The organism is Solilutibacter tolerans, assembly GCF_900155935.1.
GTDB classification, from domain to species: Bacteria; Pseudomonadota; Gammaproteobacteria; order Xanthomonadales; family Xanthomonadaceae; genus Solilutibacter; species Solilutibacter tolerans.
In genome coordinates, this window is the sequence record NZ_FTLW01000001.1 from 419335 (window position 1) to 438178 (window position 18844).

Consider the following 18844-nt stretch of genomic DNA (forward strand, 5'->3'; position numbering starts at 1 on the left):
TCAACGATCGCGCTTGCGGCGGATGTACAGCTGCTTGCGCACTTTCGCGACCACTTCGCCCTCGGCATCGATCACATCGGTGTCGAACCAGCGCAGGACTTTGTCGCCGTTGGCGGCTGCCGCGATGACCTCTTTGATCACCGCATCACTCAGGTGGAATTCGGCATGCACCGTGCTGCGACCGGGTTTGACGAATTCGATCTCGCCCGCCTTGTCCCAGACGATGTAGTCGCGCGGCAGGGCATGCAGCATCAACAGCATCCAGTAGGGATCGGTCATTGCGAACAGGCTGCCGCCAAATTGGGTGCCGACGTAGTTCCTATTCCACGGGCGAAGGCGCAGCTCCACACGGGCGCTGCGCCAGTCGGCGCCGATGTCGGTGACGTGGATGCCAGTGAACAGGAACGGCGGCCACAAGTTCATGCCGAAGCGCAGCAGGCGTGGGGTCATTTCCATCAGCAGAGATCGGACGGGCGTCGCAGGGTGGAATCCAGACAATACGCATGCGAATGGTTGACCGCAAGCCCGGCCTGATTCGAAATCAGCTCAGCAGCAAAGCCGACATCTGGCGGCGGTACTTCGACACCAGGTCTTCGTCGTCGAGGATGCGGAAGGCATCGATCAGTGTGGTGCGCGGCAGACCGTTCTCGTATTGGCGGTCACGACGCAACATCTCGATGAATTGCTGCAGGCCGGATTCGGCATCGCCCGAGACCAGTTCGTGGACGCCCAACAGGTGCCGTGCCTTCAAATCATCCGGGTTACTGGCGATGGCTGCCTGCAGCACTTCACGTGGCGGGGCGTCTTTCAGTAGCGAGGCAAAGCCCAAGCGTGCGCGTGCCTTGACCGCGCGATCATCGGTGCTGAGGTTTGCGGGCAGGCCGTCCAGCAATTGCTCTGCCTCAGGCGCAGCGCCCGTGGCCAGAAGTGCGAGGGCGAGATCGAGCTTGTGTTCGGCCTTGTCGGGCTCGGCTTCCGCCAGCTTGCGCAGCCGCAGGACTTCTTCATGCGGGTCGGCGGGCGGTGTGGGTTCCGCCTCGGCATCATCCGCGCTGCCTTCGAGCGGGTGGATGTCATGGCCGGCCAGAAACTGGCGCAGCTCGCCTTCCGGCAATGCGCCAGGAAAACCATCGACCAGTTGGCCGCCCTTGACCAGCATCACCGTCGGCACCGAGCGGATCTGGAACGCGGCAGCGAGCTGCTGCTCCTGATCGACATCGACCTTGGCCAGGCGGAATGCGCCGCCGTAATCCGCGGCGAGCTTCTCGAGGATCGGGCCCAGCGTCTTGCAGGGACCACACCACGTCGCCCAGAAGTCCACCAGCACCGGGGTATCGACGGATGCACGAATGACGTCGGCCTCGAAGTTGGCGGCAGTGGCGTCGAAGACATGGGGCAGGGTGGTGGCGGAATCGGTCATGATGGCGTCCGGTTCAAAAGTGGATGCAAGGACAGATGGTGGCGCGAGGCATGTTTTGCAACCGTGAGCAGGCACGATGAAGCGTTGGCCGGTGCTCGCATTGATCTTGGCGACAATTTCGATTGTCGGCGCTGCCTGGTATTTCGGCCATGGGGTGCAGGATTACCAGCACGCGCGTCATTCACTCGCCTCGCTGGGCGCGACGGGCGCGCCCGGATGGCGCATCGCCAACATGTTGTTGTTTGTGCTGCCCGGGGCGTTGATTGTGGCCGTCGCGTGGACGATGCGTGGTCGCTTGCCCGCAGGCGAAGCATGGCCGCTGCGTATCGCCTTGCAACTTGGTTTGCTGGCCGCGCTGGGTTACGCGCTGCAGGGACTGTGCAATCTGGACCCCACGCGTTTACCCGATGACGGCGCCAATCGCTGGCATGCCGCATCGTGGTTGCTTTGGTGGCTGACGCTTACCGTATCGACACTGTTGTTGGCCTTGCCGCGCGGCTTACCCAAGAGCTTGCGCATCGCCAGCTTCGCCATCGGGTTGCTGATGCCATTAGCCATGTTGGGTCTGTTGCCGTTGTCGGTGGCGCTTGCGTATCGCATCGGCATCGCCGTGTGGTTGGGGTGGTGGCTCGCGGTGACGTTGGCGCTCAGCCGTGGCGAAGCTTCATCACCAGGATCGTCGCCGACAGCAGGAAGGTGATGATGTTGGCGATGATCATCGGCCATGATTGCAACACCAGGCCATAGCCGAACCAACAGGCGATGCCGATCGTGAACACCACGTACATCCCCAGCGAGATGCCTTTGGTGTCACGCGTGCGGATGGTCTTGATTGCCTGCGGCACGAACGCCACCGTGGTGAGCGTGGCCGCGACGTAGCCGATCCATTCCATGCTCATCGTATGGGCTCCCGATAGACCACGCCATCCTTCATCACAAAGTCGACTTTCAGTACATGGTGGATGTCGGCGACGGGATCACCCGGCATGGCGATGATGTCGGCGCGCTTGCCGGCTTCGACCACGCCCTGGTCATCGACACCCAACACCTCCGCAGCCACGATGGTCGCTGACTGCAAGGCGACCGTCGCAGGAATACCCGCTTCGACCATGTAGATGAACTCACGTGCGTTGTCGCCGTGCGGACCCACGCCCATGTCAGTGCCAAAGGCGATCTTGACGCCGCCCTTGTAGGCCTTGGCAGCCGTGTCCTGAATCAACGACCCGATGCGTGCGGCCTTGGGGCGCACGACCTCGGGGAAGTAGCCATCGATCTTGGCTTTCTCGGCGACGAAGCGCCCGGCGTAGATCGTGGGTACATACCACGCGCCTTTCTGCTTCATCAGCGACATCACCCGCTCGCTCATGTAGGTGCCGTGCTCGATGGTGTTCACCCCGCCGGCGACCGCGCGGTACATGCCTTCTTCGCCATGCGCATGCGCGGCCACCCGGTAGCCGTAGTCCTTCGCGGTGTCGACGATGGCCTTCACTTCATCCACGGTGAATTGCGGCGCATCACCGGATTTGGCATAGCTCAGCACGCCGCCGGTGGCCGTGATCTTGATGACATCGCTGCCTTCCTTGTAGCGCTGGCGCACGGCTTGGCGCGCGTCGTCGATGGAATTGATCACGCCTTCGGTGGGACCGGGCGGGCCGATCAAATGTTGCAGCACGCTGTTCATGCCGTTGGTCGGGTCGGCGTGACCGCCTGTGGTGGCGATGGACTTGCCCGCCGCCCAGATGCGTGGCCCTTTCACCAAGCCCTGGTTGATGGCATTGCGCAGATGCGGCGTCACTTCGCCGCCCAGGTCGCGCACGCTGGTGAAGCCGGCCATCAAGGTCTTTTCGGCGAAACCCACGCTGCGAAAGGCGTAATCAACATCGTCCAATCGAAAGCCCTCGGAATAACTCTGGGGGCTGGATTGGCTGCCGAGGTGCACGTGCAGGTCGGTCCAGCCGGCCATGCAGGTGCGGCTGGAGAGGTCGATCGATGTCACATCGCCCACGGGTTCCACGCGTCCGGAGAGGACATCGGCTACTTTGCCGTCACGCACGATCACCGTATGCGGCCCCAGCACCTTGCCGCTGCGGCTGTCGAAAAGTTTCCCGCAATGCAGGCTCGTGTCCGCCCCCAAGGCGGGCAGGGCAAGCGTGGACAAGACGGCGGCGGTCAGCAGTTGGTGGTGCATGGCGATTCCCCAAAGATGTGGGCCGATAGTGGCATGCCCACGCATGGCGGCGAATGCTGCGCTGCGGTAGTCTGACCAGTCCGCATCCCCAAGCTTGCCCATGTCCGAAGACGCCCATCCCGCCCAAGCCTACGATCCCGCCGCCGTGGAGGCCGCCGCCCGGCGCCATTGGGACGCGACCCGCACGTTTGAAGTGACCGAGGACAGCGACAAGCCGAAGTACTTCTGCTTGTCGATGCTGCCGTATCCATCGGGCGCGTTGCACGTGGGGCATGTGCGCAACTACACGATTGGCGATGTGATCAGCCGCCACAAGCGCATGACCGGTCACAACGTGCTGCAGCCGATGGGTTGGGACGCCTTCGGCCTGCCGGCGGAGAACGCTGCGATCAAGAACAAGACCGCGCCCGCGACCTGGACCTACGCCAACATCGACCACATGCGCGCGCAGCTGAAGTCGCTGGGCTTTGCGCTGGACTGGTCGCGCGAGTTCGCGACCTGCTCTCCCGACTATTACGTCCACGAGCAGCGCATGTTCGTGCGCCTGATGAAAGAAGGCATTGCCTATCGCAAGAACGCGGTGGTGAACTGGGACCCGGTGGACCAGACCGTGCTCGCCAACGAACAAGTCGTCGATGGGCGAGGCTGGCGCACCGGTGCCGTGGTCGAGAAGCGCGAGATCCCGCAATGGTTCCTGCGCATTACCGATTATGCGCAGGAATTGCTGGACGGCTTGGACACGCTCGAGGGCTGGCCGGATTCGGTCAAGACCATGCAGCGCAACTGGATCGGTCGCAGCGAGGGCCTGGAAATCGCCTTCAAGGTGGAGGGTGAAGCGGAACCGCTCACCGTCTTCACCACGCGCCCCGACACCCTGATGGGCGTGACCTTCATCAGCATTGCCGGCGAGCACCCGCTGGCGATCAAGGCCGCCGAAGGCAATCCCGAGCTCGCCGCGTTCCTGAAGGAATTGAACAAGGGCGGTGTCTCCGAGGCCGAACTGGAGACGCAGGAAAAGCGCGGCATGGCCACCGGCCAATGGGCCATCCACCCGATCACCGGCGAAGACGTGCCGATCTACGTCGCCAACTTCGTGCTGATGGGCTACGGCACCGGCGCGGTAATGGCCGTGCCGGCGCATGACCAGCGCGATTGGGAGTTCGCCAAGGCGTATGGCTTGCCGATCCAACCGGTCATCGCCACGACGGAGGTGCGCGATGCGCTGGAAGAAATCGCATCGCACGTCGTCCAACACGATGACCCGATGGCGGTGGCGTTGGGTGCGCACGGCCCGATCGACGTGGTCGAGATCGATGCCGCGGTGCCGGTGGTGCGCGAGTACCTGGAACGCATCAACGACAAAGGCGCGATGACCGAGCGCGGCTGGCTGATCAATTCCGGCGAATACAACGGCATGGATTACCAGGCCGCGTTCGATGCACTGGCCCAGCGTTTCGAAGCCGAAGGCAATGGCGTACGCCGCATCAACTATCGCCTGCGCGATTGGGGTGTCAGCCGTCAGCGTTACTGGGGCTGCCCGATTCCCGTCATTTATTGTGCGGACTGCGGCGCCGTGCCGGTGCCGGAAGACCAGCTGCCGGTCGTGTTGCCGGAAGACGTGCAGGATGCATTCGCCGCGGGCACCGTGGTCAGCCCGATCAAGGCCGATCCCGAGTGGCGCAAGACCACCTGCCCGCACTGTGGCAAGCCCGCCGAGCGCGAGACCGACACCTTCGACACTTTCATGGAGTCGAGCTGGTACTACGCGCGCTACACGTCGCCAGGCGCTGCCGACATGGTGGACGATCGCGCGAATTACTGGTTGCCGGTCGATCAGTATATCGGCGGCATCGAGCACGCGATTCTGCACCTGATGTATTTCCGCTTCTATCACAAGCTCCTGCGCGACGCGGGACTGGTGCACAGCGACGAGCCCGCCAAGCGCCTGCTGACGCAGGGCATGGTGATCGCCGATACCTACTACCGCGAAGGCGATCTGGGCGAAAAGACCTGGTTCAATCCGGCCGATGTCGAAGTGGAGCGTGACGACAAGGGCAAGGTGGTCGGCGCGCACTTGAAGGCCGATGGTCGGCCGGTTGGCATCGGCGGCACCGAGAAGATGTCGAAGTCGAAAAACAACGGCGTCGACCCGCAGGCGATGGTCGACAAGTACGGCGCCGACACGGTGCGCCTGTTCTCGATGTTCGCCGCGCCGCCCGAGCAGTCGCTGGAGTGGAATGAAGCCGGCGTCGACGGCATGGCGCGTTTCCTGCGCCGTCTGTGGCGCGACATACACACACACGCCTCGCAGCCGGACCATCCTGAGGTCAATGCATCGCAATTGGATGCGGCGCAGAAAACGCTACGCCGCCAAGTGCATGAAACGATTCAGAAGGTGGGCGACGATTACGAGCGCCGCCACAGTTTCAACACGGCGATCGCCGCTTGCATGGAGTTACTCAACAACATCGGCAAGTTCAATGACATGAGCGACCAGGGCCGCGCGGTGCGCCACGAGGCGTTCGAAGCCTTGGTGTTGATGCTGAACCCGATCACCCCGCACATCAGCCATGCCTTGTGGCAAGTATTGGGCCACCCGGAAGAAGTCTTGGAGGATGTCGCGTTCCCGCAGGCTGATCCTTCGGCATTGGTGCGCGATGCGGTCACGTTGGCCGTGCAGGTCAACGGCAAGCTGCGCGGACATATCGAGGTCGCACCTGATGCCACGCGTGAGGTGACGGAAGCCGCCGCCCTCGCCGAGCCGGGTGTCGCAGCCCATCTGCAGGGCCAAACGATCCGCAAGGTGATCGTGGTGCCGGGGCGCATCGTGAACATCGTGGCTGGCTGACCGGTGTTCGCCGTTCAGCCGGAGACATTGCCCGCAGCGGCCGCATCGTCCAGACTTCACCCATGAAGAAGCTGATCATTGTTGCCCTTGTAGCGCTGCTTGCCGGCTGTGGATTTCATTTGCGCAACGCGCTGACATTGCCGGACGACATTGGCCCGGTGCGCGTGGTTTCGCCGGATCCCTATAGTCCATTGGCCGAGTCGTTGGCGCAGGCCTTGGCGCGCGCGGGGGCCTCCGCGCCTGCGGACCCGACGGCGACCGAGGGCGTGGCGACGCTTGAAATCATCTCTGAGCGATGGGGTGATACTCCTTTGTCTCTGGACGAATTGGGCCGCGCGCAAGAATTCAGCCTCCGCTATGCCACTGTATTCGCCCTGCGCGATGGCAATGGCAAGGACGTGGTGCCGCAGCAGGTAATCGAGTTGTCGCGGGACTACATCGCGCCGGCGGCGGATTCCCGGGGCAAGGCCAGTGAACGCGAGTTGTTGTCGCGCGAGCTGCGTCGCGATATGTCGGCCGCCATCCTGCGCCGGATCGATGCTGCCTCCCGCCTGCGCTGAGCGCCGGTGGAACTTAATACCGAACGACTGACTGCCCAGCTGCCGCAGGAGCCGCTGCGCCCGGTCTATCTGGTCGCGGGCGTCGAGCCACTGCGTGTGCTCGAGGCTGCGGATGCCGTGCGTGCCCATGCCCGTGCGAACGGTTGCGACGAACGCGAGGTATTCGAGGCTGATGCCCGTGATTTCGACTGGTCCGCGCTCGCGGCCTCTTTCGGCAGCATGGGCCTGTTCAGCAGCCAACGCTTGATTGAGCTGCGCCTGCCCACTGGCAAGCCGGGCAAGGAAGGCGCGGCTGTCATCAGTGAATTTTGCGCGGATCCGCCGCCGGGTGTGACTTTGCTCATCACCGCCAACGACTGGAGCAAGGCGCACGCCGGCAAGTGGAGTGAGGCGATCGCCAAGGCAGGCCACGTTGCCATCGCCTGGGCGGTCAAGCCGCATGAGCTGGTCGATTGGGTGGAGAAGCGTTTGCGTTCGAAAGGCGTGCGCGCGGATCGCGATGCTGTCGCCCAACTGGCCGCGCGTGTCGAAGGCAATCTGCTGGCCGCCGCGCAGGAAGTCGACAAGCTCGCGCTGCTTGCCGAAGGCAAGATATTGGATGCCGCGGCGATGCAGTCATTGGTTACCGATGCTGCGCGCTTTGATGTCTTCCGGCTGACTGATGCCGCGTTGAATGGTCAGCCGGCACAGGTGTCACGCGTGCTGGCAGGACTGCGCGGCGAGGGTGAAGTGGTGGTCGCCTTACTGGGCATAGTGGTACGTGAATTGCAGATGGCCGAGAAACTGGCGCAAGTGCAGGCGCGCGGCGGCAACGTCAACGGTGAGTTCCGCGCGCTGCGTATCTGGGAGTCCAAGCAGGCCTTGTACCTGCGTGCACTCAAACGCCACGATGCGCCGCGCTGGTCGCGTTTTCTCGCCCATGCCGGGCAGGTGGACCGGATCGCCAAGGGGCGTGCCAGCGGTGATGCATGGCGCGAGCTGGAGCGTTTGCTGGTCGCCGTGGCTGAACCACGCGCAATGAAGTTGATGGCGTCCTGACCGATCGTGGCTGCGTTGCGCATCCAATACGGCGGCACATTCGACCCGGTACACAATGGTCATCTGGGGGTGGCGCGAAGTGCTCGTGATCGGCTGCAGGCCGGTGTTTGGTTGATGCCGGCCGCCGACCCGCCACACAAAGGCCCGACCGCGGCCGACGCGCAAGAGCGCCTGGCGATGTTGCAGTTGGCCATTGCCGGGCAAAAAGACTTGCATGTCGATGATCGCGAGCTGCGCCGCGATGGCCCCTCATGGACCGTCGACACGCTGACCGACCTTCGCCGAGAAATAGGCGATGAAGCGCCGTTGGCCATTTTGATTGGTGCGGACAGTTTCCTTGGCTTGCCGAGTTGGAAAGAATGGCAGTTGCTCATCGACTTCGCCCATATCGTGATCGCAGAGCGCCCCGGAAGCGTCATCGACCCACATGCCTTGCCCGAGCAGCTACGCAACTTTGCCGAGCCGCATTGGTGCATGCGGGCTTCCGAGCTGCACCAAGTCCCGGCCGGGCGCCTGCTGCGGCTCAAGTTGCCGCTGCGGCCGGAGTCCTCCAGTGAGCTCCGAAGCCGCATCGCCCAAGGGCAGTCGTGGCACGAATGGGTGACGCGCCCGGTCGCCGATTACATCGACCAACACCGCCTTTATGGCGTAAATCCGCGGCCTTCAGCTCCCACGCGGTAGAATCTGCCCATTCCCCATCGAGAGATCCGTCGTTTGTCCAATCAGGCCCAAGTGATCAAGACCAGCGCACCAACCCCGCCGCCGCCGGTGGATGTGCTGCTAAAAACCGTCATCGACGCGGTGGAGAACCTGAAGGCGCAGGACGTGGTCGAGCTGGACGTGCGCGGCAAGAGCAGCGTCTGCGACTACATGGTGGTCGTCTCTGGCACCTCGACGCGTCACGTGAAGTCGATCGCCGATGAAGTGGTGAAGTTTGCCAAGCAGCTCGATTACCAGCCGCTGGGCGTCGAAGGCGAGCAGGAAGCCGAGTGGGTGCTGGTGGATCTGGGCGATGTCGTTGTCCACGTGATGCTGCCGCGTGTGCGCGAGTTCTATGCGCTCGAGCGCCTGTGGACGGTCGGCGATGAGCCGCCGCGCTACGGCGAGACCGACGCCGAAGACGCGCTCTGAGCGCAGCCCGCGCATGAAGGCCAAGCTGGTCGCGGTCGGTGAACGTCCGCCCGGCTGGGTGGCGGAAGGGTTCAGCGAATACCAGAAGCGCCTGTCGCACGGCCTGCCGTTGGAGCTGGACGAGGTGACGCCCGGGATTCGTGGCAAGGGTCGCGATGCCGTGCGTGCGATGCATGACGAAGGCGAGCGCGTGCTGGCGGCGCTACCCAAGGGCGCGTGGGTGGTTGCGCTGGATGGTCGCGGCAAGACGTGGAGCTCCGAGCAGTTGGCCGAGCGCATGGAGCACTGGCGCGGGCAGGGGCGTGATCTGGCGTTCCTGATCGGTGGTCCGGAAGGCCATGCCCCCGACGTGCTGGCGCGTGCGGACGAGCGCTGGTCACTGGGCCCGTTGACCCTTCCGCACATGCTGGTGCGCCTGGTGTTGGCTGAGCAGCTCTATCGCGCGATGTCGATGCTCTCCAACCATCCCTACCATCGCGCTTGAACGTAGTCATTGCGATGTCGCTGCCTGCTGTAATGCAGGCAGCGATTGCGCATCCATCAAACATCAACCGTTGATCGAAAACGCGACCGGCACCGTACCCACGGCGCGCACGGCTCGGCCGTTTTGACGCGCGGGCACGAACTTCCATTTGCGCAACACTTGTTCGCGCGCCGCGCGGTCCAGCACGCGATGCCCACTGCTGGTGGCGACACTGACCTCGACCGGGTTGCCGGACTCATCTACCACCACGCGCAGCATCACCGTGCCCTGCAACCCATCGCGCAGTGCATCACGCGGGTAAACCGGCTTGGGGTTGCTGAGGTATTGCAGCGTGATGCCGGACACCGGCTGGCCATCGCCGGGGACCGTGGTTTCACCGCCGCCTGACGGCGTGGTGACGGTCTCGCCGTGATCGACGATGACAGGCGCATCGATGCTGGGCAGCTCGTTTGTTGCAGGGGTGTTGTCCTGCGCTTGCACGCTTTCCCTCTGCGGCGGCGTAGGCGTCGCCGGCTTGGGCGTCACTCGGGGCCGCTCGACGACGTCAACCGGAATCGGCGGCGGAGGTGGCGGCAATGCTTCGCGAAAAACCGGCTCGAAACGCGTGCGGCTTTCGGTCGCTGATGTGCCGATGGGTACTTGCGCCGGCATCATCAACAAGCCCAGCGCGATGAAGTGCAGGGCGATCGCGCTGCTGATGCCGCTGATACGCGCGGCATCGAGCCGCTGACTTTCGTGGGCTTGCGTCGCACTCAGGCGTAATGTCTTGACCATATTCCACCTCCTGGCCGGTATTGGCAGTCAGGAGAACGCATCAGGCAGGGAAACGGGGTTGATGGCCTGCAAAAAGCAAAGGCCCCGATTGGGGCCTTTGCTTGTGAAGGTGCTGGGTACTTAACGTCCCAGCTCAAATACGATGTTGAGGTTGACGCTCAAGCTGCTTTCGCCAGGGGAAATGGCGGTGTCGGCAGCTCCTTTGGCCTCCATCGCCATCGCACGCATCACCGGCACCGGCGGGCGGAAGCCGCCACCGGTTTCATCGATGCTGACAATCCGGCGCACTTTCAGGTTAAGCGTTTTGGCATACATCTCGGCTCGAGCTTGTGCCTTCTCAAGTGCAGCGCGACGCGCTTCGTCGTAGGCCTCGTCAGGCTTGTCCACTTCGAAGCTGGGGCCATTCAATTCGTTGGCACCCTGGGCAACCAGCGTGTCCATGATCGTGCCCAGCTTGGCCAGGTCACGCACCTTTACGCTGACTGTGTTGCGAGCCTCGTAGCCGGTGATCTTGGGTGGCTGGTTTTGCTCATAGTGGTATTGGGGGTTGAGGTTGACGCCCGTGGTCTGGATGTCACGTTCATTGATGCCCCCGCCTTTGAGCGCGGCCATCACCTTGGCCATCTGCTCGGCGTTCTGGCGCATTGCGGTGTTGGTGTCCGCGCCGCGAGTGACTACGCCGGTCGAGATCGTCGCGACATCCGGCACGCGCTTGCTGGTGGCTTCGGCGCTAACCGAGAGCAAGGTGCCATCGGTGGACACCATTGAAGTGGCGGGGGCGGTGGTCTGGGCGCAAGCAGCAGTCATGGCGGTTCCGGCGGCCAGGGCAATGGCCAGCATAAGGGGACGAAGACGGGGGAATCGATTGTTCTGGGTCACGTAGAAGCTCCTTTTTAACAGTGAAAGGGTGGTCTCGACGGGGTGAACGGGCCGTGACACGGAACGGGGTTGCAGGCCTGGACCTTGTTGCCGAGTGTTCAGCGCCATTAGCGCCGCATGGGTCTTTCCATGCAGGTTGCCCGGGTTATGCTGGTCGGATGCTGCGTTTAGCCTCGCGTTCCCCCCGCCGATCCGAACTCTTGGCCCGTCTGGGGGTGGATTTCGGCCTGCTTGAAATCGACGTGCCGGAGGTGCGTGGCGAATCCGAGCCGCCCCTCGATTATGTCTCCCGCGTGGCCCGTGAAAAGGCCGGCGCCGGCTTGTTGCAAGTGGTTGCAGTACCGGGCACCTGGGTGCTGGGCGCTGATACCGAAGTGATCCTGGGCGATGAGGTCTTCGGCAAGCCGGTGGATGCCGAAGATGCTGCGTCGATGCTGCAGCGACTCTCTGGCCGTACCCACACCGTCGCGACTGCGCTATGGCTGGTATCCGCCGGGCAGGAGCAGCACGCGATATCGATATCCGAAGTCACTTTCGACGCGCTGGACGATGCCCGCATCGCGCGCTATATCGAGAGTGGTGAATGGCAGGGAAAAGCAGGTGCCTATGGCATCCAGGGTGCTGCACAGGAGTTCATCAGCCATCTTTCAGGTAGTCACTCTGGCGTGATGGGACTACCGCTGTTCGAGACGGGTCGTTTGCTTCGCCAGTGTGGGGTGATCGCATGAGCGAGGAGATCCTGGTCAACGTCACTCCACGTGAGACCCGCGTCGCCGTGGTCGAAAACGGGATGCTGCAGGAGTTGCACATCGAGCGTGGCTGGCGGCGGGGCGTCGTCGGCAATCTGTACAAGGGCCGCGTGCAACGCGTCATGCCCGGTATGCAGGCGGCCTTCGTCGATATTGGTCTGGAGCGCGCGGCGTTCCTGCATGTGAATGACATCCACCGTCCGAATGCTGCCGTCAACAGCGGCGATGAGCAGTTGGAAGCTTCGCCTCAGCCGACGCAAGTGCGTCCGATTACCGAACTCCTGCGTGATGGTCAGGACATCGTGGTGCAGGTCTTGAAGGATCCAATCGGAAGCAAGGGCGCACGGCTGACCACGCAGATCAGCATTCCTTCGCGTTACCTGGTGCTGCTGCCGCAATCGCGCGTCGTAGGTGTTTCGGCACGTATCGAAGACGATGCCGAGCGTGCGCGCCTGAAAGCCTTGGTCAGTGAATTGTCGATGCCATCCGCGGCCGGTTACATCGTCCGCACCAATGCCGAAGGCCAACCATCGGAAGCGTTGGCCGAGGACATCGCCTACCTCAGTCGCGTGTGGGCATTGATCGAGAAGGGTTCACGTGAGTCACGCGTCGGTGAATGCGTCTACGAAGATCTCAATTTGCCACTGCGTGCGGTACGCGACCTGATTCGCCGCGATGTCGAAAAGGTACGTGTCGATTCGCGCGAGACATTCGAGAAGCTGCGGACGTTCGCTGCGCAATACATGCCGGGCGAGTCGGAAGAAGACAGCGGTCTTGCCGAGAAAATCGAGCACTATTCCGGTGCACGCCCAATCTTCGACCTGTACGGCGTCGAAGACGAAATCCAGCGTGCGTTGCAGAAAGAGGTGCCGCTGAAATCCGGTGGCTACCTCGTCATCGACCAGACCGAGGCGATGACGACGGTCGATGTGAACACTGGCAGCTTCCTTGGCCAACGCACATTGGAAGAGACGGTCTTTCGCACCAATCTGGAAGCCGCGCAATCGGTGGCGCGTCAGCTACGCCTGCGCAATCTTGGCGGCATCATCATCATCGACTTCATTGATATGCATGATGTCGACCATCGTCGCCAAGTCTTGCGCACGCTGGAAAAATCGCTGATCAAGGACCATGCCAAGACCACGGTGTACGACTTCTCTCCGCTGGGCCTGGTGGAGATGACGCGCAAGCGCACGGTCGAAAGTTTGGAACGCCAGTTGTCCGAAGCTTGCGGTACGTGCAGTGGGCGCGGCACGGTGAAAACCGCCGAGACCGTGACTTACGAAATTTTCCGAGAGATCACCCGCGCAGTGCGTCAGTTCGAAGCCGAGCGTTTGCTGGTGATTGCATCGCCGATCGTGGTCAATCGCATCACCGAAGAGGAATCGGCAGCCGTCGCGGAGCTCGAAGAATTTCTAGGCAAATCGATTCGCTTCCAGGCGGATGACCAATACCTGCAGGAGCAATACGATGTCGTGCTGCTCTGACCGCGGAGGACGTTGATGCCGACGCCGTTGCGTCGCGGTCTGCGGTTTGCAGGAAGGTCCGCGTGGTACAGCTTCGCGTTGCTGGTCTTGTTACTGGCCCTGGCGTGGGTGCGGCGACGCAGGGCCTGCGCTGGGTGGAATCGAATCCGGCCTCCATCGCCAGCTGGTTGTCGGTGCGCGCCAAGCAACCGGTTCGTTTCACTGCAGTACGCGCCGAGTGGACGCGACGTGGCCCTCTGCTTGCGCTCCGTGGCCTGCACATCGGGCCGGGTCAGGATGCCATCGCGTTGGGGCAGGCCGAAGTTTTGATCGCGCCTTACACCGGTTGGCTGCCGGGGCGCCGCTTCACCGAGCTGCGTTTGCACAATCTGTCATTTACCTTGGAACGCAGTCCCGCGGGGGAATGGCATGTGCGTGGCTTGCCCGGGCAGTCTTCGGGGCGCGATCCGTTGGAGACGCTCGAAGGGCTGGGCGAGCTGCAAGTGATTGGCGGACGCTTGCGCATCGTTGCGCCGGCTTCAGGTCTGGATGTCGAGATCCCGCGCATCGATTTGCGCATGCAAGTAAGCGGCGCACGCGTACGCGCCGGCGTGCGCGCATGGGCGAAGGGTGTGGAGATGCCGCTGCAAGCCAGCATGGATATCGACCGCAAGCGTGGCGACGGCCGTGTCTACGCCGGTGCACGTCGCATCGACCTGGAAGGCTGGTCCAGCCTGCTGCGTTGGCAGGGCGCGATGTTGGTGTCCGGACATGGGCGTGCTCAGAGTTGGCTGGAAATGAAAGGGCGTCGTGTGATTGCAGTCACCAGCATCAGTGATTTGCGTGACGTGGCGTTGCGCCCGGTTTCACCCGCGCCCGGTGCCACCCCCGAAGTGCGTTTTGAACGCCTTCGCCAACGCACGCAGTTCATGCGCGATGGTGAAGGGTGGATGTTTCGCGCGCCCGAGCTGACCTGGACGCAAGCGGGGCGCGAAACACGGATGGATGGCATCGCCGTGCGCCATGAAGGACAGCGTTGGGCAGTGCGCGCCGGCCATGTCGCGATCGGGCCGTTGCTGCAGGTCGCGGATCTCAGTGATCGCTTGCCAACTGGTTTGCGTCATTGGTTGGGACGTGCCAAGCCGGGTGGCAGCTTGCACGATGTCGCGGTGCAAGGCGCCGGCAAGCAGTTGCAGTCGCTCGAAGCGCGTGCGGAAAGTCTGGGATTTTTTTCTGTAGGAAATGCACCCGGGCTTGAAGGTGTCGCAGGCAAGTTGCATGGGGATGGCGATGCGTTGTCGCTTCAGCTCGATCCCAAGGCCCGCATGATCTTCGATTGGCCGCGGGGTTTCGGCGTACCGCACCCCATCACCGCCAGCGGCACGGTCTCGCTGTGGCGCGAAGGCAAGGGCGTGCGCGTGGGCACGGGTGGCATGCATATCCAAGGCGGCGGTTACAGCGCCGATGCACGCGGCGGACTGTGGTTCCAGAACGACGGCACGCTCCCGTGGATCGACATCGCCGCGCAACTGGGTGAAGCCGATGTGCCCGTCGCGCGCAAATTCTGGATTCGTCACTTGATGCCGCCGCAAGCCATCGAGTGGCTGGACATGGCCTTGGTCGACGGTCGTGTGAAAAATGGCCGCGCAATCATCACCGGCGACCTCGATGATTGGCCGTTCACCGGCAATAACGGTCGCTTCGAAGCGCGTGCAGACATCGACAATGGCCAGCTGCGTTTCCAGCATGACTGGCCTGCCATCCAGCAAGCGCGGTTGCATGCGGCTTTCATCGGCCCGGGCATGAAGGTGCAGGGCAGCGGAGAATTGTCAGGCGTCAAGGTGGATACGGTGACGGCGGAGATCGCCGACTTCGGCAAGGGTGGCTTGGCCATCGGTGCGAACGGGCGCGGTGATGCGGCGCAATTGCTGACCTTGCTCAGGCAAAGCCCGCTTGAGAAAACCCTGGGCAGCACCTTTCAGCGCGTAGGTGCCAGTGGCCCGGCTGATGTCACGTTTTCGCTGTTTCAGCCGTTGCATGATGATGCGCCGGCCCAGCGAATCGCGGGAACCGTGGCGCTGCGTGGTGCCACGTTAATCGAGCGCGAGCTGGATCTCGAGTTCCGCAATGTCAGCGGCATGGCGAACTACGATGGCGAAGGCTTCATCGCCGAACGGATGAGCGTGCAACATGATGGTCATCCCGGCCGTTTGAGCTTGCGCGCAGGGCAGCCGCATGTCCGTGACCGCGACAACGCCTTCGAAGCCGATCTTGCCGCGACACTCACCACCCAGGCGTTGCTCGCCAAGGCACCTGACATGGCTTGGCTGCAACCCTACCTGCAAGGCAGTTCCGAGTGGACGGTCGCCGTCGCACTGCCAGCCAGTGCCGATGCCGCCAATGCACGTCCGAGCCGCGTCCATCTGCAATCCAATCTGGTGGGTACGGCGATTCGCTTGCCGGCGCCCCTGGGCAAGCCGGCCAATGAGCCCTTGCAAAGTGAGGTGCGTATCCCGTTGCCAGTAGATGCGGGGGATGTCGAAGTCGTATTGGGGCGTCGCATCGCGCTGCGCGCGCACTCGCGTGATGGTCGTACCGGTATCCGTGCGCAGTTAGGGACCGGCACTGTACCGGCCGCCTCTTCATTGCAGGGCCTGTTGGTAGAAGGCCGCGCCGATGACGTGGATGCATTGGCCTGGGCCGGATTCGGCAGCGGTGGTGCAGGCAAGGATGGCCCTAGCATCAAGCCGGTTCGTGTGGATGTGCAGGCTGCGCGCTTGACCCTCCTGGGTCAGCGCTATGCCGATGCACGACTGCAGTTGTCGCCAACAGCTTCAGGTAGTCGCGTGCAGGTAGAGAGCAACGGTCTGGAAGGCATGCTGGATATTCCGCAAGCCGATGGCGCGACGATTACCGGTCGATTCAATCGCGCAGCCTTCGGTATCGGCAAGCCCAAAGCAGGCGCGACGAGTGCACTGACCGGCAGCCCAGACGATGTCAATCCTGCACGCGTGCCGCCGCTCGACATCGCCATCCAGGACATGCGGGTGAACGGCATCAGCTTCGGTAATCTCACTTTGAAGACGCGCCCCACCGTGGCCGGCATGCAGGTCGAGACACTGCAGTTGCGCGCACCGAATCAAGCCATCGATGTGCAGGGACAATGGACGGGCTTGGGCTCGGCTGCGCGCACACGCATGGATGTGCAGGTCGATAGCCGCGACTACGGCGCCTTGCTGGGCCGCATGGGGTTCGTTGACCAACTCAAGAAAGGCAACGGGCGCGTGGGGATGTCACTGGCCTGGCCGGGGGCACCTTCGGATTTTTCACCTGCTGCGCTGACTGGTGCGCTTGACGTCAGCATACGTGATGGCCAGTTGGTCGAGTTGGAGCCAGGTGCAGGCCGTGTGCTTGGTTTGCTGAGCGTAGCCCGCCTGCCGCAGCGATTGACGCTTGATTTCCGCGACTTTTTCGACAAAGGCTTCGCTTTCGATCGTATCGAAGGCAAGGTGAAGTTTGCAGACGGCCTTGCCCGTAGCGAAGGCCTTGTAATCGAAGGTCCGGCGGCCCAAATAGACATCACGGGCAATGCGAACATGGTCAGCCAGCAGTTCGATCAGACCATCGAAGTACGCCCACGCACAGGCAACCTACTTACTGCGGTCGGCGCGATTGCCGGTGGTCCGGTAGGTGCGGCGGTCGGTGCCGTTGCCAATGCGGTACTCAAGAAACCCTTGAGTGAAGTCGGTGCCAAGTCGTATCGCGTCACTGGCCCCTGGGATGCCCCTAAGGTCGAAGTCATGGCCAAGCCGCGTGCTACATCGACACGAAAAAACTGAACAGGAATGACATGAGCCAAGCACTCGCCATCGCCCAAACCCGCTTGCTGACACCGACGGGTTTGTCGACATCCGATATCGATCACACCTTTTCCACGCTGCTTGCCAGTGGCGCGGATTATGGTGACCTGTACTTCCAGCACAGCCGGCGTGAGAGTTGGTCGATGGAAGACGGCATCGTGAAAGACGGTGCACATGCGATTGAGCAAGGTGTCGGTGTGCGTGCGATCAATGGTGAAAAAACCGGCTTCGCATACTCGGGTGAAATTGATGCTGCAGCGTTGCTTGCGGCGGCGGGGTCTGCACGTGCCATCTCGCGCGATGGCGGGGCGGGCGGCGCTCAAGCGTTGACCCCGCGCCCATCGCGTCAGTTGTATGCATCGGATGATCCCATCGATGCAATGGGTAACGAGGCCAAGGTCAAAGCGCTGCGCCGTGTGGATACATTGCTGCGTAGCCTGGACCCACGCGTACAGCAGGTGATGGTGAGCCTGTCTGCAGCGGTGGACACGGTATTGGTCGCGCGCAGCGATGGCGTGTTGGCTGCAGATGTGCGTCCGTTAGTGCGCATGAACGTGCAGGTGATCGTCGAGCAGAACGGCCGCCGGGAGTCTGGTTATGCAGGTTTTGGTGGCCGTTATTCGTACGAACAATTGTTGGGCGATGGGCAGCCGGAAAAATTTGCGCGCGAGGCTTTACGCCAGGCCTTGGTCAATCTGGAATCCATCGATGCACCGGCAGGCTTGATGCCGGTGGTGCTGGGCAATGGCTGGACCGGCGTATTGCTGCACGAAGCGGTGGGTCATGGATTGGAAGGCGATTTCAATCGCAAAGGCACATCAACATATGCAGGCCGCATGGGCCAACGCGTCGCATCACCCGGCGTGACCATTGTCGATGACGCAACGCTCGCTGGGCGTCGCGGCTCGCTCAATATCGATGATGAGGGCACGCCGACGCAATCGACGACGCTCATCGAAGATGGCGTGCTCACCGGCTACATGCAAGACACGCTCAACGCGCGCCTGATGGGTATGGCCCCGACCGGCAATGGTCGTCGTGAGTCCTATGCGCATCTCGTCATGCCGCGCATGACCAATACCTACATGCTGGCTGGGCAAGACGACCCGGAGGACATGATCCGCTCGGTCAAGCGCGGCCTGTACGCGGTCAACTTCGGCGGCGGACAAGTGGACATCACCAGCGGCAAGTATGTGTTCTCTGCGACCGAGGCGTACCTGATCGAAGACGGCAAGATCACCGCGCCGGTGAAGGGCGCGACCTTGATCGGCAACGGCCCGGAGACGATGCAGCGGGTGACCATGATCGGCCACGACCTGGCGCTGGATGATGGCGTCGGTGTCTGTGGCAAGGACGGTCAGTCGGTGCCGGTAGGCGTGGGTCAGCCCTCACTCAAGATCAGCGAGCTCACCGTGGGCGGCACGCAGGCTTGAGGCCGCGCGTGTGG

17 protein-coding genes are annotated in these 18844 nt (G+C 62.7%); 11 read left to right on the forward strand and 6 right to left on the reverse strand.

Annotated features, from left to right (window positions below):
- On the reverse strand, positions 1-450 hold the full coding sequence (locus BW989_RS02020; RefSeq protein ID WP_076585279.1) for a DUF4442 domain-containing protein: 450 nt from the start codon (positions 448-450) through the stop codon (positions 1-3).
- A gap of 91 nt (positions 451-541) precedes the next feature.
- The gene (trxA, locus tag BW989_RS02025) at positions 542-1420 is read right to left on the reverse strand and encodes a thioredoxin (protein ID WP_076584829.1); all 879 of its coding nucleotides are present in this window, start codon (positions 1418-1420) and stop codon (positions 542-544) included.
- 76 nt (positions 1421-1496) lie between these two features.
- Here trxA and BW989_RS02030 point away from each other — a divergent pair, with 76 nt between their 5' ends.
- Positions 1497-2120: a DUF998 domain-containing protein gene (locus tag BW989_RS02030; RefSeq protein WP_076584831.1), complete on the forward strand. Its 624-nt coding sequence runs from the start codon at positions 1497-1499 to the stop codon at positions 2118-2120.
- On the opposite strand, the gene BW989_RS02035 is transcribed toward BW989_RS02030, so the two are convergent.
- Together BW989_RS02035 and BW989_RS02040 are read right to left on the reverse strand one after the other, a co-directional pair.
- Entirely contained in the window at positions 2068-2319 is a 252-nt protein-coding gene (locus BW989_RS02035) for a SemiSWEET transporter (protein WP_076584833.1), read from the reverse strand. The genes BW989_RS02030 and BW989_RS02035 overlap by 53 nt on opposite strands.
- Positions 2316-3608 (reverse strand): metal-dependent hydrolase family protein, encoded by a 1293-nt coding sequence (locus BW989_RS02040; protein ID WP_076585281.1) that lies wholly within the window; start codon positions 3606-3608, stop codon positions 2316-2318. The genes BW989_RS02035 and BW989_RS02040 overlap by 4 nt, the downstream gene beginning before the upstream one ends.
- A 100-nt stretch (positions 3609-3708) precedes the next feature.
- Between BW989_RS02040 and leuS the strand changes: the two genes are divergently transcribed.
- From leuS to rlmH, 6 genes are all read left to right on the forward strand, one after another.
- Positions 3709-6456 carry a leucine--tRNA ligase gene (gene leuS / locus BW989_RS02045; RefSeq protein WP_076584835.1) on the forward strand — a complete coding sequence of 916 codons (2748 nt, stop codon included), beginning with the start codon at positions 3709-3711 and terminating at the stop codon, positions 6454-6456.
- A gap of 62 nt (positions 6457-6518) precedes the next feature.
- Positions 6519-7016 (forward strand): LPS-assembly lipoprotein LptE, encoded by a 498-nt coding sequence (locus BW989_RS02050; RefSeq protein ID WP_076584837.1) that lies wholly within the window; start codon positions 6519-6521, stop codon positions 7014-7016.
- Between the two features lie 6 nt (positions 7017-7022).
- Positions 7023-8054 (forward strand): DNA polymerase III subunit delta, encoded by a 1032-nt coding sequence (holA, locus tag BW989_RS02055; RefSeq protein WP_076584839.1) that lies wholly within the window; start codon positions 7023-7025, stop codon positions 8052-8054.
- Positions 8055-8060: 6 nt separating this feature from the next.
- On the forward strand, positions 8061-8735 hold the full coding sequence (nadD, locus tag BW989_RS02060; RefSeq protein WP_076584840.1) for a nicotinate-nucleotide adenylyltransferase: 675 nt from the start codon (positions 8061-8063) through the stop codon (positions 8733-8735).
- A gap of 33 nt (positions 8736-8768) precedes the next feature.
- A complete protein-coding gene (gene rsfS / locus BW989_RS02065) occupies positions 8769-9185 on the forward strand; it encodes a ribosome silencing factor (protein ID WP_076584842.1) in 417 nt (138 codons plus the stop codon).
- A gap of 13 nt (positions 9186-9198) precedes the next feature.
- On the forward strand, positions 9199-9669 hold the full coding sequence (rlmH, locus tag BW989_RS02070; RefSeq protein WP_076584844.1) for a 23S rRNA (pseudouridine(1915)-N(3))-methyltransferase RlmH: 471 nt from the start codon (positions 9199-9201) through the stop codon (positions 9667-9669).
- A 63-nt stretch (positions 9670-9732) separates the two neighbouring features.
- Here rlmH and BW989_RS02075 read toward each other — a convergent pair whose 3' ends face one another.
- Together BW989_RS02075 and BW989_RS02080 are read right to left on the reverse strand one after the other, a co-directional pair.
- Positions 9733-10443 carry an energy transducer TonB gene (locus tag BW989_RS02075; RefSeq protein ID WP_242651223.1) on the reverse strand — a complete coding sequence of 237 codons (711 nt, stop codon included), beginning with the start codon at positions 10441-10443 and terminating at the stop codon, positions 9733-9735.
- 120 nt (positions 10444-10563) lie between these two features.
- A complete protein-coding gene (locus BW989_RS02080; RefSeq protein ID WP_076584846.1) occupies positions 10564-11283 on the reverse strand; it encodes an SIMPL domain-containing protein in 720 nt (239 codons plus the stop codon).
- Between the two features lie 197 nt (positions 11284-11480).
- Here BW989_RS02080 and BW989_RS02085 point away from each other — a divergent pair, with 197 nt between their 5' ends.
- The 4 genes from BW989_RS02085 to tldD all read left to right on the forward strand — a co-directional run bounded on the left by BW989_RS02085 (position 11481) and on the right by tldD (position 18830).
- Positions 11481-12050, forward strand: coding sequence for a Maf family protein (locus BW989_RS02085; RefSeq protein WP_076584848.1), 570 nt, complete (start codon positions 11481-11483; stop codon positions 12048-12050).
- Positions 12047-13558 (forward strand): ribonuclease G, encoded by a 1512-nt coding sequence (rng, locus tag BW989_RS02090; RefSeq protein ID WP_076584850.1) that lies wholly within the window; start codon positions 12047-12049, stop codon positions 13556-13558. The genes BW989_RS02085 and rng overlap by 4 nt, the downstream gene beginning before the upstream one ends.
- 62 nt (positions 13559-13620) lie before the next feature.
- Entirely contained in the window at positions 13621-17376 is a 3756-nt protein-coding gene (locus BW989_RS02095; protein ID WP_165688535.1) for a YhdP family protein, read from the forward strand.
- A gap of 11 nt (positions 17377-17387) precedes the next feature.
- Positions 17388-18830: a metalloprotease TldD gene (gene tldD, locus BW989_RS02100; RefSeq protein WP_076584852.1), complete on the forward strand. Its 1443-nt coding sequence runs from the start codon at positions 17388-17390 to the stop codon at positions 18828-18830.
- Positions 18831-18844: the final 14 nt, after the last annotated feature.

Bases quoted from the DNA above. Each gene is read 5' to 3' on its own strand.
- BW989_RS02050 (WP_076584837.1), top strand. From the start codon at position 6,519: ATGAAGAAGCTGATCATTGTTGCCCTTGTAGCGCTGCTTGCCGGCTGT.
- BW989_RS02020 (WP_076585279.1), bottom strand. From the start codon at position 450: ATGACCCCACGCCTGCTGCGCTTCGGCATGAACTTGTGGCCGCCGTTC.
- BW989_RS02040 (WP_076585281.1), bottom strand. From the start codon at position 3,608: ATGCACCACCAACTGCTGACCGCCGCCGTCTTGTCCACGCTTGCCCTG.
- rlmH (WP_076584844.1), top strand. From the start codon at position 9,199: ATGAAGGCCAAGCTGGTCGCGGTCGGTGAACGTCCGCCCGGCTGGGTG.
- BW989_RS02075 (WP_242651223.1), bottom strand. From the start codon at position 10,443: ATGGTCAAGACATTACGCCTGAGTGCGACGCAAGCCCACGAAAGTCAG.
- leuS (WP_076584835.1), top strand. From the start codon at position 3,709: ATGTCCGAAGACGCCCATCCCGCCCAAGCCTACGATCCCGCCGCCGTG.
- trxA (WP_076584829.1), bottom strand. From the start codon at position 1,420: ATGACCGATTCCGCCACCACCCTGCCCCATGTCTTCGACGCCACTGCC.
- BW989_RS02035 (WP_076584833.1), bottom strand. From the start codon at position 2,319: ATGAGCATGGAATGGATCGGCTACGTCGCGGCCACGCTCACCACGGTG.
- BW989_RS02080 (WP_076584846.1), bottom strand. From the start codon at position 11,283: ATGCTGGCCATTGCCCTGGCCGCCGGAACCGCCATGACTGCTGCTTGC.
- BW989_RS02030 (WP_076584831.1), top strand. From the start codon at position 1,497: ATGAAGCGTTGGCCGGTGCTCGCATTGATCTTGGCGACAATTTCGATT.
- rng (WP_076584850.1), top strand. From the start codon at position 12,047: ATGAGCGAGGAGATCCTGGTCAACGTCACTCCACGTGAGACCCGCGTC.
- BW989_RS02085 (WP_076584848.1), top strand. From the start codon at position 11,481: ATGCTGCGTTTAGCCTCGCGTTCCCCCCGCCGATCCGAACTCTTGGCC.
- tldD (WP_076584852.1), top strand. From the start codon at position 17,388: ATGAGCCAAGCACTCGCCATCGCCCAAACCCGCTTGCTGACACCGACG.